Here is a 14,577-nt window from a genome sequence, read left to right on the forward strand (position 1 = left end):
GCGATGCTGGAGATCTCCGGACTGGGCCACGCGTACGGGACGCACCGCGTCCTGGACGGCATCGACCTGAAGGTCGGCGAGGGCGAGCTGGTCACGATCGTCGGGCCCTCCGGGTGCGGCAAGTCGACGCTGCTGCGCTGCATCGCCGGCCTCGTCCCGCCGACCGAGGGCAAGGTCGTGCTGAAGGGCGCGCCCATCGACGGCGTGCCCGACGACCTCGCCGTGGTGTTCCAGGACTACAGCCGCTCGCTGCTGCCGTGGCTGACCGTCCGCGACAACGTCGCGCTGCCGCTGCGCCGCCGCGGGCTCGGCAAGGCCGACCGGCGCGCGCAGGCCGTCGAGGCGCTCGCGTCCGTCGGCCTGGAGGACGCGGCGGGCAAGTACCCGTGGCAGCTGTCGGGCGGCATGCAGCAGCGGGTGTCGATCGCCCGCGCGCTGGCCTACAAGCCGACGCTGATGCTGATGGACGAGCCGTTCGGGTCGGTCGACGCGCAGACCCGCGAGGACCTGGAGGACCTCGTCCTGCAGGTGCACCGGGCCGAGGGCATGACGATCCTGCTCGTCACGCACGACATCGACGAGAGCGTCTACCTGGGCGACCGGGTCGTGGTGCTGGCCCGCAACCCCGGCCGGGTCCGCGACGAGCTGCCGGTGACGCTGCCGGCCGACCGCGACCAGATCGGCACCCGCGCCGACGCGGAGTTCGTGCGGCTGCGGGCCGAGGTGGGACGGCTCGTCCGCGGCGTCGTCAAGGACTCCGAACCGTCGGGCGCCCCCGACGCCGAGCCCGACGCGAAGGCCGACGCCGACGCGAAGGACGCGGCGGCGAAGGAGGAGCCCGCGAAGGGCGACGCGAAGGCCGAGGACGACGCCTCCGTGGAGGAGCCCGTCAAGAAGTAGCGTGCACGTCCCGCTGGGCCCCGGTCGCGTGGCGACCGGGGCCCGGTGCTTTTCCAGGTTCCGAACCGCGGAACAATCCTGTTCACAATTTTCTCCCCATATCACCACATAGGCCACATTTCTCCCGCGATCAGGCAGGCGATGCGCTACGCTCCCCGCACTCGTTGAAAGATCAGTTTCCGCCGGCTGCCCCTCCCGCAATGGAGCGTCGCCCATGCCCGCCACCCTCCCCCGCGCCGTCCTCGGCGGCGCGCTCGCCGTCGCGGTCGCGGTCTCGGCCACCGCGTGCGGCGGCTCGGACGACAAGAAATCGGCCAACGGGCTCGAGGAGTCCACGATCACCGTCGGCACCATGACGATCGCCGACACCGCGCCGCTGCAGATCGCGATCCAGAAGGGCCTGTTCAAGGCCGAGGGACTGACCGTCAAGACCCGCGTCGTCAGCGGCGGCGCCGAGGCGATCCCGCTGCTGAAGAGCGGCCAGCTCGACATCACCTTCGGCAACTACGTGTCGCTGTTCACCGCGGCGTCCAAGGACCCCGGGTTCAAGCCGAAGGTCGTCGCCGACGGCTTCCAGGGCGCGCCGAAGACCCACACGCTGATGGTCCGCGGCGACTCCCCCTACCGCACGATCAAGGACCTGGCCGGGAAGAAGATCGGCGTCAACACCAAGCGCAACGTCAGCACGCTGCTGGTGCGCGCCGCCGGGCAGGCGCAGGGCGTGACGTTCGACGAGGACAAGAACTTCGTCGAGATCCCGCCGCCGAACATGGAGGCGGCGCTGAAGAACAAGAGCGTCGACGCCGTCCAGGCGATCGAGCCGTTCGGCACGCAGATGCAGCGGTCGATGGGGGCGCGGATGGTCGCCGACCTGTCGAGCGGGCCGACCGCGCAGTTCCCGATCGCCGGGTACGCCGCCATGGCGAAGTTCGCCGACAAGAACCCGAAGACGGTCGCCGCGTTCCAGCGCGCGCTCGTCAAGGGCGAGGGCATGGCCTCCGACCGCAAGCTCGTCGAGCAGATCGTGCCCACCTACGCCAAGGGGATCGACGCGAAGGTCGCCGCGACCATGAGCTACGGCACCTACCCGACGTCGCTCGACGCGACCCGGCTGCAGCGGGTGCCGGACGTCATGCAGCAGTTCGGGTACATCTCGAAGAAGATGGACGTGAAGCCGCTGCTGCTGTCCGCGGCTTCATGACCCCTCGCCGCATCCTCCTCGGCGCGGTCGGGGCGGTCGTGGTGGTCGGCGTGCTCGAGGCGGTCAGCCGTTCCGGCCTCGTGGACGAGACCTCCCTCCCCCCGGCCTCGACCGTGCTGAAGGAGGCCGCCAAGCTGGCCGCCGACCGCGAGTTCCTGGTCGACGTCGGCGCGACGGTGCGCGAGTGGCTGCTCGGGCTGCTGCTCGCGGTGCTGGCCGCGGTGCCGCTGGGCGTGCTGCTCGGCTCGGTGCCGCTGCTCGGCACCGCCTCCCGCGCGCTGGTCGAGCTGTGCCGGCCCGTCCCGTCGGTCGCGCTGATCCCGCTGGCGACCCTGCTGTTCAGCTCGCCCGCGCAGACGAACATGTCGCTGATCTTCTACGCCTGCCTGTGGCCGATCCTCGTCAACACGCTGTACGCGCTGCGCGACGTCGACCCGGTGGCCAAGGACACGCTGCGCGCGTTCGGGTTCTCGACGCCGTCCGTGCTGTGGCGGGTGTCGCTGCCGAGCGCGGCCCCGTTCATCGCCACGGGCGTGCGGATCGCCGCCTCCGTCGCCCTCGTCGTGCTGATCAGCACCGAACTGCTGGTCGGCGGCGACAACGGCATCGGCATCTACCTGACCGAGACGCAGCAGGGCGGCGGGCGCACCGACCTGATGCTGGCCGGCGCCTGCTGGGCCGGGGTGCTCGGGCTGCTCGCCAACACCGCGCTGATCGCGCTGGAGCGGGTCGCGTTCCGCTGGCACGCCGCGCGGGTGGAGGGGATCGCATGAGGATCGGCCGACCGGCCCGCGGGCTCGCCGAGCGGGTGTGGCTCGTCGCGCTCGCCGCGGTCGTCTGGCAGGTCGTCACGTCCGCGATGGACGAGACGTACTTCCCGCCCCCCACGAAGATCGTCGAGGCACTGCACGAGGTGTGGTTCTCCGGGCCCGCCTCGCACGCGTTCCTCACCGGCAACGCGGTGGACGACTTCTCCAGCAGCCTCGCGCACCTGTTCACCGGGTGGGCCGCCGCGGGCGCGGCCGGGGTGGCGATCGGCGCCGCGATCGGCCGGTCCCGGGTGCTGAACGACCTGCTCGACCCGGTGCTGCAGTTCCTGCGCGCCGTCCCGCCGCCGACGCTGGTGCCGTTCTTCATCGTGGTGTTCCAGATCGGCACCACGATGCAGATCGTCACGATCGCGTTCGGGGTGGTGTGGCCGGTGCTGCTGAACACCGCCGACGGCGTCCGCGCGGTGGACCCGCTGCAGCTCGACACCGCGCGCGTGTTCGGCGTCTCCCGGCCGCGCCGGCTGCTGCTGATCATCCTGCCGGCGGCGGCGCCGAAGATCTTCGCGGGGCTGCGCGTCGCGCTGTCGTTCGCGCTGATCCTCATGGTGCTGTCGGAGATCGTCGGCAGCACCACCGGCATCGGCGCCGAGCTGCTGGACGCCCAGCGCGCCTTCGAGCTGCCCACCATGTGGGCCGGGATCGTCATGCTCGGCGTCCTCGGCCTGCTGTTCAACGGAGTCTTCATGCTCCTCGAACGGCGGCTGCTGGCGTGGCACACCGGCGCGCAGCGCCTGACGAACTGAACCCCCACAGAAAAGGCGTCCGCGATGCTCCGGATCACCGGCCTCACGCACACCTACCCCGGCGGGCACACGGCGCTCGACGGGCTCGACCTCACCGTCCCGGACGGGCAGCTGCTCAGCATCGTCGGCCCGTCCGGGTGCGGCAAGTCCACCCTGCTGCGCTGCGTCGCCGGGCTGATCAGGCCGACCGGCGGCACCCTGGAGATGGACGGCGCACCGGTCGACGGTGTGCCCGACGACCTCGCCGTGGTGTTCCAGGACTACAGCCGCTCGCTGTTCCCGTGGCTGACCGTCCGCGACAACGTGGCGATGCCGCTGCGCCGGCGCGGCGGGTCCCGGGCCGAGCGGCGCGCCGCCGCCGACGAGGCGCTGGAGTCGGTCGGCCTGCACGACGCGGCCCGCAAGTACCCGTGGCAGCTGTCGGGCGGCATGCAGCAGCGCGTGTCGATCGCGCGGGCCCTGGCGTACCGGCCGCGGCTGATGCTGATGGACGAGCCGTTCGGGTCGGTCGACGCGCAGACCCGCGAGGACCTCGAGGACCTGGTGCTGGGCGTGCACCGCACCGGGAAGATGACGATCCTGCTGGTCACCCACGACATCGACGAGAGCGTCTACGTCGGCGACCGGGTGGTCGTGCTGAACCGGTCGCCGGCCCGGGTGCACGCCGACATCCCGGTGGGGCTGCCCGCGTCCCGGGACCAGATCGAGACCCGCGGGCTGCCGGAGTTCGTCCGGCTGCGCGCGGAGGTCGGGCGGCTGGTCCGCGGCGGTGCCCGCGTCCCGGGGGCCGCGCCCGCGGACGGTCTCACCGCACCCGCGGACGGTCTCACCGCGCCCGCCGACGACTCCACCGCGCCCGGCGGGCCGGATCCGGACGGCGAACCGGAGACGGGCGCCGGATAAGAGATCATGAGTGCATGCGCGTACTCATCGCCGGGGCCGGGATCGGCGGGCTCACCACCGCGCTGAGCCTGCACGAGGCCGGGATCGAGGCGCTCGTGGTGGACGCGGCGCGGCGGCTGCGGCCGCTCGGCGTCGGCATCAACCTGCTGCCGCACGCGGTCCGCGAGCTCACCGAGCTGGGCCTCGGCGACGACCTCGCCGACATCGGCGTCCCGACCGCGGAGATGGTGCACTTCGACCGGTTCGGCGAGCGGATCTGGGCCGATCCGCGCGGCCGCGCCCTCGGCTACGACTGGCCGCAGTACTCCGTCCACCGGGGCGAGCTGCAGATGGCGCTGCTCGACGCGGTGCTGTCCCGGCTCGGCAAGGACGCCGTCCGCACCGGCACAGTGCTGGAGGGCTTCGAGCAGGACGGCGGGCGGGTCCGGGCGCGGCTGCTGGACCGGGCGTCCGGGACCGCCGGGACGGTGGAGGCGGACGTGCTGGCCGGCGCCGACGGCCTGCACTCCACCGTCCGCGCGCAGCTCTACCCGGACGAGCCGGCGCCGCTGTGGAACGGCATCCGGATGTGGCGCGGCGTCACCGAGTCCGAGCCGTTCCTCACCGGCCGGACCCTGGCCGTCGCGGGCAGCAACGCCCGCTCCAAGATGGTCGTGTACCCGATCTCGATGCGCGCCGAGCGGCGCGGGCGGGCCCTGCTGAACTGGGTGGCGGAGGTCAAGCTCGAAGGGGACCGGCGCGCCGGGGCCGCCGACTGGAACCGCAAGGGGCGGCTGGAGGACGTCCTCCCCCACTTCGCGGACTGGACGTTCGGCTGGCTCGACGTCCCGGCGCTGATCAAGGGCACCGCGGAGATCCTGGAGTACCCGATGGTGGACCGGGAGCCGCTGGACCGCTGGACGTTCGGCCGGGTCACCCTGGTCGGCGACGCGGCGCACCCGATGTATCCGATCGGGTCCAACGGCGGCTCGCAGGCCGTCCTGGACGCGCGGGTGCTGGCGTACGAGCTGGCCCGCGCCGCCGACCCGGGCGACGGCCTGCTGGCCTACGAGCGCGAGCGCCGTGAGACGGCCAACGCGGTCGTGCTGGCCTGCCGCGACATGCCGGCGGAGCGGATCCTGCGGATGGTGAACGAGCGGGCGCCGGACGGCTTCGACGCGATCGAGGACGTCCTGACCGCGGAGGAGCTGGCGAGGCTCACCGGCGCCTACCGCAAGACGTCGTTCATCGACGCGGAGGCGCTCAACGGACGCCCGTCGTACTCGGTCGTCCGCTGAGCGGCCGCCGGGCGCGGGTTCAGTGCCCGGCGGTGGTCACGGCGGCCAGCAGCGAGGCGACGGCGCGGGTCGCGCGGTCGTACAGCGACGGGTCGTCGTGGAGCAGGGCGTGGGCGGCGCCGGTGCGGCAGACGGCGTCCAGCTCGAAGGCGAGCTGCGGGACGTCGGCGGACGCGTCGATCTCGCCGCGGTCCCGCGCCTCGCGCAGGCAGCGTTCGAGGAGGGCGCGCCAGTCGCGCTGGGACGCGGCGATGGCGTCGCGGACGCGGCCGGGCCGGGCGTCGAACTCGGCCATCGTGGAGTGGAAGAAGCAGCCGCCGGGGAAGACCGGCTGCCGCTGGTAGCGCTGCCAGGCCTCGATGAGGGCGCGGACGCGGCCGAGCCCCCCGGGGACGACGAGGGCGGGCTCGACGACGTGCTCGCGGAACACCTCGACGGCCTTGGCGACGGTCGCGAGCTGCAGCTCCTCCTTGGAGCCGAAGTGCGTGAAGACGCCGCTCTTGCTGATCCGCAGCTCGGTGGCGAGCCGGCCGATCGACAGTCCCTCCAGGCCCTCGGCGGAGGCGATGTCGGCGGCGCGGCCGAGGATGACCGCGCGCGTCCGCTCGCCCTTGAGGACGCGTCCGTCGGTGCTCACGCCGACTAATCTGCACGACCGTTCGTACAAAGTCAATCCGGTCCACCCCTTGACGGGACCCGCCTTCACAGAAGAGTGTACGACCGTTCGTTCTTTTTGGAGGCCCCTTCCATGACCGCCACCACGGCACCGCCCCTCGCGGCGGGCGCGCGGCGGGACGTGCCCTGGCTCGCCGCCGGCGCGACCTTCCTGGCCATGCTCGACGCCACCGTCGCCAACCTCGCCGTCCCCGACCTGCACGCCGACTTCCCGGACGCCTCGCTGTCCGGCCTGACCTGGATCGTCACCCTCTACGCGGTGCTGTTCGCGGCGCTGCTCGCCCCCGCCGGGCGCCTCGCCGACCTCGTCGGCCGCCGCTCGCTCTACCTGTGGGGCACCGGCCTGTTCACGCTCGCGTCGCTGGCCTGCGCCGCCGCGCCGAACGTCGCCGTCCTGCTCGCGACCCGCGGCGTGCAGGGCGCCGCCGCGGCCGCGATGATCCCCGCGTCGCTCGCGCTGCTGCTGCACGACACGCCCGCCACGCGGCGCGCGGGCGCCATCGGGCTGTGGAGCGCCGCGGGCGCGTTCGCCGCCGCCGTCGGTCCCGGCCTCGGCGGGCTGCTCGTCGACGGGTTCGGCTGGCGGGCGCTGTTCGTCATCAACGTCCCGTTCGGCCTGGCGATGCTGCTCGGCGGGCTGCGCCTGCCGCGCACCGCCGGCGCCGCCGGGCGGCTGCCCGACCTCGCCGGGACGGTCCTGCTCGGCGCCGGTGTCGGCGGCGTCGCGCTCGGCGTCACCCAGGCCGGCGACTGGTCCTGGACCGACCCCCGCACGCTCGGGCTGCTGCTCGGCGGCGCCGTCCTCGTGGCCCTCGCGCTGTGGCGGTCGGCGCGGCACCCGGTGCCCGCCCTGGAGATCGGGATGTGGCGCGCCCGCGGGTTCGCCCTCGCCAACGCCGCCTCGTTCCTGTACGGGACGGCGCTGTACTCCTGGCTGCTGCTCGGCGTCCTCTACCTGACCGGCGAATGGCACTACTCGATCCTCAAGGCCGGGCTCGCCTCGACGCCCGGCGCGTTCACCGCCACCGCCGCCGCGGTCGCGATGGGCCGCCTCACCGGCCGCATCGGCGTCCGCCCCGCCGTGTCCGGCGGCGCCCTGATCATGGTCGCGGCGGGGATCTGGGCGGTCGCCGGGCTGCCCGCCGAACCGCACTTCCTCACCTTCTGGCTGCCGATCGGGCTGCTGGCCGGGACCGGCATGGGGATGGTCACCACCGGCACCGCGTCGGCCGCCGCGCTGTCGGCCGGCCCGCAGCGGTTCGCGGGCGCGACCGGCCTCAACACCACCGCCCGCCAACTCGGCGGCGCGCTCGGCATCGCCGCGCTCGCCGCGATGCTGCCCGACCGCGCCGTGCACGGCGACTACACCGCGATCTACCTGTTCTGCACCCTCGCCGCCGCGGGCGCCGGCCTCGCGGGTGCGTTCCTGACCGTCCGTCCGAGCACGTCCTGATGGGAGACGCCATGACCGGCACGACATCCGCCGGAACGCTGACCGAAGAGACCGACCCGGCCGTCCTGCCCGCCGCCGAGGCCGCCGCACTGCTGGCCGGCGCCCCCTGGACGAGGGTGGTGACGATCGGCGACAGCGTCGCCGAAGGCGTCCGCGACCCCGTGCCCGGTTACCGCGACCTGTCGTGGACGGACCGCGTCGAGGAGGCGCTGCGCGCGGTGACCGGCGGCTTCGCCGCGCTCAACCTCGCCCGCCGCGACCTCGTCGCCGCCCAGGTCGCAGCCGAGCAGCTCGCGCCCGCGCTGGAGTTCGGGCCCGACCTGGCGTTCGTGGTGGCGGGCGGCAACGACATGCTCCGCCCGCACTTCGACGAGGACGAGGTGCGCCGGGAGCTGGCCGCGATGGTCGCCGCGTTCCGGTCCGCCGGCGCGGACGTCGTCACGATCGGGCTGCTGGACATCACCGCCGCCGGGCTCGGCCCCGCCCGCTTCCGGGAGGTGCTGTCGGCGCGGACGCGGCGGCTGAACGCGCTGACCGCCGAGGTCGCCGCCGAGCACGGCGCCTGCCACGTCGACAACCCGCCCGGCCACCCCGTGGCGGCCGACCCCGGCATCTACAGCGCCGACCAGCTGCACCTCAACGCCCGGGGCCACGCGTTCGCCGCCGCGAACACCGTCCGCGCGCTCGCCGCTCACTTGGCGTCGGCGTAGCGGTCCACCACCGCGATCTCCATCGGGAAGGCGACGGGCGTCGCGCCGAACAGCAGTCGGCGCGCCTCCTCGGCGGACGCGCGGACGGCCTCTCTCACGGCCTCCGCGAGCTCCGCCGGGGCGTGCACGATGACCTCGTCGTGCTGGAAGAAGACCAGGCGCGGCGGCCCGAGCGCGGTGAGGCGGCGGCGCAGCGAGCCGAGCAGCGCGAGGGCCCAGTCGGCCGCCGTCGCCTGCACGACGAAGTTGCGGGTGAAGCGGCCCCGGCTGCGCAGCGCCTGCGCGGCCGTCGCCGGACGGCGCGCCCCGTCCGGCGGCGCGCCCGCCGCCTGGGCTGGGTCGCGCTCGTCGTCGCCGGCCAGGGTCAGCTCGCGCCAACCCGCCGACGGCGGCGGGCACGTCCGGCCGAGCAGCGACCGGACGAGCCTGCCGCGCTCCCCCGCGCGCGCGGCGGCCTCGACGTACTCGAACGCGTCGGGGAACCGGCTCTTCAGCACGCCGAGCAGCTGCACCGCCTCGCCCGTCCCGCCGCCGTACATCGCCGACAGCAGCGCCAGCTTCGCCTTCGCGCGCGCGGACAGCCCGCCCGTCGCCTCGTCCGAGCGGAACGCGTCGGACAGCGCCTCGTAGAGGTCGCCGTGGGCGGCGGCGTCGGCGAACGCGCGGTCGCCCGCGAGAGCCGCGAGGACGCGCGGCTCCAGCTGCGCCGCGTCCGCCACCACCAGGCACCACCCGGGATCGGCGACGACGGCCCTGCGCAGCACGCGCGGGATCTGCAGCGCGCCGCCGCCGTTGGTCGCCCACCGCCCGGACACCACGCCGCCCACCACGTACTCGGGCCGGAACCGCCCGTCGCGCACCCACGTGTCGAGCCACGCCCAGCCGTGCGCGGCGTGCAGCCGCGCCAGCTCCTTGTACTCCAGCAGCAGCGGCACCGCCGGATGGTCGACGCGCTTCAGCACGTGCGCGCGGGTGGACGGGATCGGCAGGCCCGCCGCCGCGAACGCCTTGAGGATCTGCGCCGGCGAGTCGGGGTTGACGTGCGTGCGGGGGCCGAACGCGGCGCCGATCCGGTCGGCGAGCTCCTGCAGCCGGCGCGGCCGCAGCCCGCCGGACGGGCGCGGGCCGAGCAGCTCGGTGAGCAGCGCGTCGTGCTCGGCGGCCGACCAGGGCAGCCCGTCGTGGCCCAGCTCGGCGGCCACCAATGACCCGGCGGACTCGGCGGCGGCGAGCAGCGCGAACCCGTCCAGCCCGGCGATGGCGCGCTGCTGCGCGGCGTGCACCTCGACGATCCGCCCGAGGTCGTCGGACGGCGCCGCGCGCTCGCCGGCGTCGTCGTCGCCGAACAGCGGCGCCTGCGCGGACGCCTCCCCGTGCGGCGGCGGCGGGTCGGGCGGGACGGGCCGCCCGTGCAGCCGCGCCCACGCCGCCGCGACCGAGCGCGGCTCCCCGTAGCGGCCCGCGTGCCCCAGCAGCAGGTTCTCGACGAGTTCGAGGTCGTGGCAGCGCGCGACCCGCACGCCGGCGCGCAGCAGCCGCGGGTACAGCCGGGCGCCGGACGCCCACACCCAGCGCGGCGCCGCCTCGCGCTCGCGCGCGGCGATCTCGCCGGCCAGGTCGGCGACGGCGTACGCGGGCCCGGCGGGCGTGCCGTCCTCCGCCAGCGGCCGCAGCTCGCCCCCGTCCCCCGCCCCGGCGGCCACCGCGATCCTCACCCGCCCATTCTCGCGCGCACCTATGACAGAACCCCCTCCGCGGGAGGCGGAGGGGGTTCGGAGCCGTTCCAGGAGGCCAGGGCCGCGGCCCCCTTGCGGGGTTGGAGCGGGTCAGGCCACGCGGCGGTCAGGCCGCGCGACCCTCGGGTCACGCGACGGTCAGGTCACGCGACCAGGGAGACCTGCTGGCCCGCCGGGGTGTCGCCGTAGCGGTCGACGACCTTGTTGATCTGGATCTGGTAGTACAGCACGCCGAAGCCGAGGATGCCGAGCAGGAAGCCCATGCCCCCGCTGCAGGTGGCGGGCAGGCCCGCGGCGCGCTGTGCCTGGGCGATGCGCCCGCCGAGCTTGCACCACACCACCAGCGGCCAGATGCCGAGGGTGACGAAGCCGAAGATCATCGACAGCAGCGCGCCGGTGGCGGCGTCGTCGATGCGGCGGTCGTACTGGTGCAGCTCGTTGTGGACCTTGAACATCCACACGAGCCCGTACACGCCGAGCGTGATCATCGGCAGCCCGAGCCAGGCGCCGACGGGGTTGCGGCGCTTCATGTTGGCGCCCGCGCCGCGGGCGACGGCCTGCTGCTGTTGCTGTGCCGGGGCGGGCGAGTAGCCGCCCTGGTAGGCCTGCTGCTGTTGCTGCTGCTGGTAAGGCTGGCCCTGACCCTGCTGGGGGTAACTCATCGAGTCGCTCTCCTGTGGACGCGGTCGTTCTCCGGCCGACCGTCCGTTACCGGTCACCTGTTCGGTGAGCTGAGACTGTAACGGCATTACGGCACGTCGCGCGGCAAATCGACGCATTTTGTCGACATTTCTGGCGGATTCTCCAATCCGCCCGCCACTCCCGCCTCACCGGAGCGGGATCGTCACCTCGTCCTCGACCGGCGGCGCCGCCTCGTGGTCGCCGCAGCCGGTCGCCGCGAAGCAGCGGACCCGGAGCGCCGACGCGGTCACGTCCAGCCGGAGGAAGCTCTTGAAGAACGGCGGGCTGTCCCAGTCCGCCATCTCCGAACGGAACCGCTGCGGCATCTTGCGGACCGGCAGCCGCAGGAAGCGCGGACGGCGCCGGCCGCCCCGCGGCACGCCCAGCACGAACGCGACGAACCGGGCCCGCCGGGACGGCTGGAGCCCGTCGTAGGCGCGTCCCGGCACGATCCCCACCCGCGACCGGATGACGGCCGTGGCCTCCTCCGGGGTGAGGTCGAACAGCCCCGGCATCCGGGTCCAGCGCCCGTACAGCTGGCTGTAGCGCGACAGCGAGTCGCCCCGCAGCGGGTAGCAGCGGAAGTCCTTCTCCTCGACCACGTCCGCGCGAGGGATCGTGTGCGTCGCGTGCATGAACGCCCCGCCGCCGCCCGACACGAGGTACTGGATGACGCGTCCCGTCGCGTCGACCTTCACCGGGTAGCGCTGGTAGTTGTGGATGTCGCCGCCGACCGCGAGCACGTAGTTGTGCGCCGGGTCCCGGACGATCTCGTCGACCGTCCCGCCGCCCTCGATCGGCCCCGGGTGGTGCTCGTCGTCCACGTACAGCGGCTTGCCGGTGACCAGCATCTTGGGCTTGGGCCCCGCGGACACCTCGCGCAGCCATTCGCCCTGTTCGCGGTCTATGCCGCCGAGGATGCCGGTGTCGATGCCGATGATGCGCAGCGAGGGCGTGTCGATCGCCCAGTACGGCCCGGGCTGGACGGCCTGCTGCCCGGGCGCGCCCCGGTACAGCGAGCGGGCCTCCGCGAGCGCGCGCCGGTCGACCTTCCCGGAGTGCCGCCAGAACAGGCGCGGGATGAACGAGAGCGGCCCGCGCCAGTGCGGCGAGCAGTCCGCGTCCAGGCCGCAGAAGATGTGCAGGAAGCCGCGTAGTCCGTCGTACCAGTCGTGGTTGCCCGGGACGGCGTAGATGGGCGCGGGGTAGTCCCGGTAGGGCCGGTAGAACTTCTCGGGGTAGTCGCCCGCGTCACCGGTCGGATAGATGACGTCGCTGGCGACGACCATGAAGTCGGTGCCGGCGGTGGCGTGCAGCAGCGGCGGCACGACGGCGTACTGCGACCGGTCGCCCTCCCCCGTGTCGCCCAGGAGGGCGAAGGAGAACTCCTCCTCCGAGCGGTGGACGGTGAACGCGGCGGGCGTCCCGCGTTCCCGCAGCGCGGCGACGGCCCGGCGGCGGATCGCGTTGGACGGGTCGCCGAACAGCCGCGCGACCACGTCGTTGCGGGACCGCCACAGCACCTTCGGGCGGCGCCAGGAGAAGTCGGGGACGTGCTCGGGCAGCAGGTCCCGGAACGTGCCCGGCTTGCCGCACACCCATCCGGCGCCCGCCTCGGACGCGCGGGAGTTCTCGGGGGCGGCGGCTTGCTCGGCGCACAAGGGGGGCCTCCGGCAGGGGGTGAGGGGGTGCCTCCAGCCTGTCCGCAGGCGATCTCGGGCGTCAAGCAACACGCCCCGCCGGAAGGGGCGTGTCGCTTATTCCGGGACGCTCATGTGCCGGGGCGCTTACGCGGCGCCGAAGGAGCGCGGGTCGCCGGACGGGACGATCTCGCGGCCGAGGGGCAGCAGCGAGATCGGGATCAGCTTGAAGTTGGCGATGCCGAACGGGATGCCGATGATCGTGACGCAGAGCGCGATCCCGGTGAACAGGTGCCCGAGGGCGAGCCACCAGCCCGCGACGATCAGCCAGATGACGTTCCCGATCGCCGAGCCCGCGCCGGCGTCGCGCCGGCGCGCCACCGTGTAGCCGAACGGCCAGAGCGTGTACATCGCGATCCGGAACGCGGCGATGCCGAACGGGATCGTGATGATGAGCACGCAGCAGATGAGGCCGGCGATCGCGTACCCGATCGCCAGCCAGAGGCCCGAGAACACGAGCCAGATCACGTTGAGGAGGGTGCGCACGCGCCTCAGCCTAGGCGCGGGCCGTCCGCCCGGGAATGGGGCGCGCCGGGGTGGGGGCGGCCGGAGCGGTGAGGCTCCGGATCGGCACGGGGCGGGCCGGACCGAGCCGGAACCGGACCGTGGTGGGCGCCGGCGCCACCCCCAGAGACGCCGGCGCCACCACGCGGAGGGCGCCTGCGGCCATCATGAGTCCCCCCAGAACGGCGAGCGATCGCCTTCTCATGATGCCTCCACAGACGACCCCAAGGTCCCGAAAGCGGGACGTAATTGACGCTATACGGAGGGCCGTAATGGGTGTGTAAACCACCCCAAACGAGGGTCCAAAAACCGTGGATCTTGCGTCTGCGCAGGTCAGAACGGCTATCTCCGCAGCCCGGATCGCCGGGTCACGGGGCCAGGACGCGGAGCGCCCCGGGCATCACCTTCGCGGTCACCGGCAGCACGCCCGGCAGCTCCCCGTCCGCGCCGTAGGGCAGCGTCCGGCCGGGCGGCCCGGCCAGCTCGATCCGCACCTCCCGGCCGCGCAGCACCTCCACCTGGGGCCGCCGGACGTGCGTGCCGGCCTCCAGTTCCCGCATCACCGCGAAGAACAGCATCCGGGAGGCGTTGCGGACCAGCACCACGTCGAGCAGGCCGTCGTCCACCCGGGCGTCCGGCGCGATGTGCTTGCCGAACCCGTAGTAGCCGGAGTTCGCGGCGACGACGGTGTAGCCCTCGCGGCGGTGCTCCTCGCCGTCCACGATCACCCGGTAGTCGGCCGCGCGCCAGGACACGATCGCGCGCAGCGCCCCGACGTAGTAGGCCGCCGACCCGCGCAGCAGCCGGGTCTTGTTGGCGTTGGCGTTGGCGACGGCGTCCACCCCGGCGTAGACGCTGCCGAGCACGGGCGTGCCGTTGGCCTCGATCGCGTCGACCGCGCGGGGCTCCCCGTCGAGCAGCAGCGGGGCGAGCAGCTCCGGGTCGGACGGGACGCCGAGCTGGCGGGCGAAGTCGTTGCCGCGCCCGGCGGGCACGATGCCGAACACGGCGTCCGTGCCGGCGAGCGCGCCGCCGACGCAGCCGATCATGCCGTCGCCGCCGACGCCGAGCACGACCCGGCCGGCCGCGGCGGCGTCGCGCGCGACGGTGTGCGCGTGGTCCAGGCCGCGGCTGTACTCGACGGCGACCTCGGCGCCGGCCTCGCGCAGCAGCCGGGCGAGCGGGATCAGCGAGGACGCGGACGCCGACCCGCCGGCGGCCGGGTTGACGATCGCGGTGAACGCGCGCGAGGTGGTCATGGCGG

Annotated in this window: 14 protein-coding genes; 8 read left to right on the forward strand and 6 right to left on the reverse strand. The window is 73.9% G+C overall.

What is annotated here, in order from left to right; all coding sequences use genetic code 11:
* Positions 1 to 3: 3 nt before the first annotated feature.
* The 6 genes from AB0C78_RS23450 to AB0C78_RS23475 all read left to right on the forward strand — a co-directional run bounded on the left by AB0C78_RS23450 (position 4) and on the right by AB0C78_RS23475 (position 5,854).
* Entirely contained in the window at positions 4 to 900 is an 897-nt protein-coding gene (locus tag AB0C78_RS23450; RefSeq protein ID WP_360751226.1) for an ABC transporter ATP-binding protein, read from the forward strand.
* Positions 901 to 1,114: 214 nt separating this feature from the next.
* Positions 1,115 to 2,101, forward strand: coding sequence for an ABC transporter substrate-binding protein (locus AB0C78_RS23455; protein WP_360751229.1), 987 nt, complete (start codon positions 1,115 to 1,117; stop codon positions 2,099 to 2,101).
* Entirely contained in the window at positions 2,098 to 2,874 is a 777-nt protein-coding gene (locus tag AB0C78_RS23460; RefSeq protein ID WP_360751231.1) for an ABC transporter permease subunit, read from the forward strand. The genes AB0C78_RS23455 and AB0C78_RS23460 overlap by 4 nt, the downstream gene beginning before the upstream one ends.
* A complete protein-coding gene (locus AB0C78_RS23465; RefSeq protein ID WP_360751233.1) occupies positions 2,871 to 3,674 on the forward strand; it encodes an ABC transporter permease in 804 nt (267 codons plus the stop codon). The genes AB0C78_RS23460 and AB0C78_RS23465 overlap by 4 nt, the downstream gene beginning before the upstream one ends.
* A gap of 24 nt (positions 3,675 to 3,698) precedes the next feature.
* The gene (locus AB0C78_RS23470; protein WP_360751236.1) at positions 3,699 to 4,577 is read left to right on the forward strand and encodes an ABC transporter ATP-binding protein; all 879 of its coding nucleotides are present in this window, start codon (positions 3,699 to 3,701) and stop codon (positions 4,575 to 4,577) included.
* A 14-nt stretch (positions 4,578 to 4,591) separates the two neighbouring features.
* Positions 4,592 to 5,854: a flavin-dependent oxidoreductase gene (locus AB0C78_RS23475; protein ID WP_360751238.1), complete on the forward strand. Its 1,263-nt coding sequence runs from the start codon at positions 4,592 to 4,594 to the stop codon at positions 5,852 to 5,854.
* 19 nt (positions 5,855 to 5,873) lie between these two features.
* Here the strand turns inward: AB0C78_RS23475 and AB0C78_RS23480 are convergent, their stop codons facing one another.
* Complete coding sequence (locus AB0C78_RS23480; RefSeq protein WP_360751241.1) at positions 5,874 to 6,491, reverse strand: TetR/AcrR family transcriptional regulator; 618 nt, start codon at positions 6,489 to 6,491, stop codon at positions 5,874 to 5,876.
* A gap of 111 nt (positions 6,492 to 6,602) precedes the next feature.
* On the opposite strand from AB0C78_RS23480, the gene AB0C78_RS23485 reads away from it, so the two are divergent.
* Both AB0C78_RS23485 and AB0C78_RS23490 read left to right on the forward strand, forming a co-directional pair.
* Entirely contained in the window at positions 6,603 to 7,982 is a 1,380-nt protein-coding gene (locus AB0C78_RS23485; protein ID WP_360751244.1) for an MFS transporter, read from the forward strand.
* Between the two features lie 11 nt (positions 7,983 to 7,993).
* Complete coding sequence (locus AB0C78_RS23490) at positions 7,994 to 8,692, forward strand: SGNH/GDSL hydrolase family protein (protein ID WP_360751248.1); 699 nt, start codon at positions 7,994 to 7,996, stop codon at positions 8,690 to 8,692.
* On the opposite strand, the gene AB0C78_RS23495 is transcribed toward AB0C78_RS23490, so the two are convergent.
* The 5 genes from AB0C78_RS23495 to AB0C78_RS23515 form a co-directional block, all read right to left on the reverse strand.
* A complete protein-coding gene (locus AB0C78_RS23495; protein ID WP_360751251.1) occupies positions 8,674 to 10,407 on the reverse strand; it encodes a bifunctional 3'-5' exonuclease/DNA polymerase in 1,734 nt (577 codons plus the stop codon). The genes AB0C78_RS23490 and AB0C78_RS23495 overlap by 19 nt on opposite strands.
* 164 nt (positions 10,408 to 10,571) lie before the next feature.
* Positions 10,572 to 11,090, reverse strand: coding sequence for a DUF4234 domain-containing protein (locus AB0C78_RS23500; protein ID WP_360751254.1), 519 nt, complete (start codon positions 11,088 to 11,090; stop codon positions 10,572 to 10,574).
* 165 nt (positions 11,091 to 11,255) lie between these two features.
* Positions 11,256 to 12,770, reverse strand: coding sequence for a metallophosphoesterase (locus tag AB0C78_RS23505; protein ID WP_360751257.1), 1,515 nt, complete (start codon positions 12,768 to 12,770; stop codon positions 11,256 to 11,258).
* A 126-nt stretch (positions 12,771 to 12,896) separates the two neighbouring features.
* Complete coding sequence (locus AB0C78_RS23510; protein WP_360751321.1) at positions 12,897 to 13,304, reverse strand: YccF domain-containing protein; 408 nt, start codon at positions 13,302 to 13,304, stop codon at positions 12,897 to 12,899.
* Positions 13,305 to 13,681: 377 nt separating this feature from the next.
* Positions 13,682 to 14,572 (reverse strand): diacylglycerol kinase family protein, encoded by an 891-nt coding sequence (locus AB0C78_RS23515; RefSeq protein WP_360751259.1) that lies wholly within the window; start codon positions 14,570 to 14,572, stop codon positions 13,682 to 13,684.
* Positions 14,573 to 14,577 lie beyond the last annotated feature (5 nt).

The organism is Actinomadura sp. NPDC048394 (genome assembly GCF_040651755.1).
GTDB classification, from domain to species: domain Bacteria; phylum Actinomycetota; class Actinomycetes; order Streptosporangiales; family Streptosporangiaceae; genus Spirillospora; species Spirillospora montaniterrae.

Coding starts and splice junctions, on each gene's coding strand:
- AB0C78_RS23450 (WP_360751226.1), top strand. CDS start 4: ATGCTGGAGATCTCCGGACTGGGCCACGCGTACGGGACGCACCGCGTC.
- AB0C78_RS23455 (WP_360751229.1), top strand. CDS start 1,115: ATGCCCGCCACCCTCCCCCGCGCCGTCCTCGGCGGCGCGCTCGCCGTC.
- AB0C78_RS23460 (WP_360751231.1), top strand. CDS start 2,098: ATGACCCCTCGCCGCATCCTCCTCGGCGCGGTCGGGGCGGTCGTGGTG.
- AB0C78_RS23465 (WP_360751233.1), top strand. CDS start 2,871: ATGAGGATCGGCCGACCGGCCCGCGGGCTCGCCGAGCGGGTGTGGCTC.
- AB0C78_RS23470 (WP_360751236.1), top strand. CDS start 3,699: ATGCTCCGGATCACCGGCCTCACGCACACCTACCCCGGCGGGCACACG.
- AB0C78_RS23475 (WP_360751238.1), top strand. CDS start 4,592: ATGCGCGTACTCATCGCCGGGGCCGGGATCGGCGGGCTCACCACCGCG.
- AB0C78_RS23485 (WP_360751244.1), top strand. CDS start 6,603: ATGACCGCCACCACGGCACCGCCCCTCGCGGCGGGCGCGCGGCGGGAC.
- AB0C78_RS23490 (WP_360751248.1), top strand. CDS start 7,994: ATGACCGGCACGACATCCGCCGGAACGCTGACCGAAGAGACCGACCCG.
- AB0C78_RS23500 (WP_360751254.1), bottom strand. CDS start 11,090: ATGAGTTACCCCCAGCAGGGTCAGGGCCAGCCTTACCAGCAGCAGCAA.
- AB0C78_RS23515 (WP_360751259.1), bottom strand. CDS start 14,572: ATGACCACCTCGCGCGCGTTCACCGCGATCGTCAACCCGGCCGCCGGC.